Origin of the sequence: Psychrobacter sp. AOP31-B2-9 (assembly GCF_052378005.1) — a bacterium.
In the GTDB taxonomy this organism is placed as follows: Bacteria; Pseudomonadota; Gammaproteobacteria; order Pseudomonadales; family Moraxellaceae; genus Psychrobacter.
Genome location: NZ_JBQSXG010000250.1, coordinates 1 through 1,813 on the forward strand (window position 1 = coordinate 1; position 1,813 = coordinate 1,813).

A 1,813-nucleotide genomic window follows, 5' to 3' on the forward strand; every position below is an offset into this window, starting at 1 on the left:
ATCAAAATCTCAATGAATTAGGGCTGATTACCCACACACCCAAGCCAATCTTTTTAACTGGTTATGTCATAGTATCAAGGTAGTATTTTGGCAAAAAAGACTGCCAAAATCTCCACCTTGACACCATGCCCTAACCAGTTTTTTTGTGGCTATGGGTTGCGATGGGTAGCAATGTTTCAACCTCGTAGAGCGGACGGAGTTATCAAACAAAAATAGCGCCCCTTGTGGGTCTTTTGCTTGGTAACTCCTAAGTTCGCTCTTAGTCAGAGGGACGAAAAGATTGCACGCTGTTTCATCCTGTAAGGTGAAACGTCTAAGCGTGCCTTATCGGTTAAATCACTACTCGTTATGGTTTGGGTTATACAAGTATTTTCCTGCTGAACGATAAAATGTAAAGTTTAGGCGGCGGTCATCGGTTTCGGTTGTTTCGTCATCATTCCCTGTGTCGATCAAGTCGTCATTGGTAATGGCTTTTTCAGGTTTTAGTGCATCTTTGAGAACGCCACCAGTTGCCACAAATCGTAGTTTATGGGTCTGTCTGGTTAGCTCATAGAACCATTCACGAGCTTTGGGGTCTTGGTTATCGTGCATGATGTCATCAGGTTTAACGGCATATTTCAGAGTTTCCATGATTGCCGCTTTGACACCATCGCTATCATTTTTACCTTTCCCGTCCTTCGGTTTAACTGTCCGAACGTCAACCTGTGGCAGATAGTCCACCCGCAGACAATCGCCCCACAACTCACGCCACCGAGATTGTTTTATATATCCGTGTGAGAAGTAGCTAGGCTTAACCATCAGAATAACGTGAAAGTGTGGGTGTGCGTGGGTGTTCTTAGTCTTGGGGCAATAGACAATAGGGTCTTTTTTGTTCTTACGTTTTTGCTTGGGGCGTGTGACTTCCGTTGTTCTAATCCAGCCATCAACAACCGCCATAAATTCTTTGCGTTTAATGAGCCGTTGCCATGATTTGTTCATGTGGGTTATGGTTTCGCGCAAGTCACCAATAAGCGGATTTTTGATAGTCAGTGTTAAAAAAACAAACCTATGGGTAGGGTGATTTTCCATAATTTCATCATAGGATTTATACATAAGAGCTTTCCACAGTAAGGATTTTCGCCATTGGCACACAGCGCAATAACGTACCCTGCAAAAATTAGCTTCCTTCAGCAACAGACCGTTAACTTCGTTATACCCAAATTTTAGCCAACCGCTACAATCTGCTAAACGCTCACCATAACGCTCAAATTCGCTCTCTATGGTGTACATACCTTCGATGATAAGCGTATCTAGCCTATGACTATCCCAAACGCTGTCACGGTCAGATATGGACGCTAGAGAGACATCTATGCTTTCGGGTAAGTCGTTATCGTAGAGAAAATCAATTAATTCGGCTGAAGGGATATTTTTATCAACGTTTTTGTTATGCTTTTTAATATTTTCGTTGACAGTGGTTGCGTGATTTGGGAACATAAATAAAGACCTTGTATTTGTTTTTGACTAGACACCTCAAACATTACGAGGTTTTTTATTGCCTGTCAATTATTTTTCTACACGGTTTTTACTTAGATAATTCCATTAAAACCCCTGTTATATATAGCCTAAGCGCAATTATTGCCCCTCTTTCTAATCCGCTACTTATCCCTAATGTATCAAGTAAAGGAAAAAACGCTCAAAATCACCCCTATTTTTGGATCAAAATTGGCAAATCACGCAACCATCACTCAGCATAATTCACCCCAAATAAGCCAAAAATAAAGCCGTATTGGATACGTCACTACTTTTCGGTAGTGACGTATCCAATACGGCAATT

Annotated in this window: 1 protein-coding gene; it reads right to left on the minus strand. The window is 41.4% G+C overall.

All coding sequences use genetic code 11. The features are described 5' to 3' along the window. Positions 1-339 precede the first annotated feature (339 nt). Entirely contained in the window at positions 340-1,473 is a 1,134-nt protein-coding gene (locus tag ACT3SX_RS14895) for a protein rep (protein WP_444761825.1), read from the minus strand. Positions 1,474-1,813: the final 340 nt, after the last annotated feature.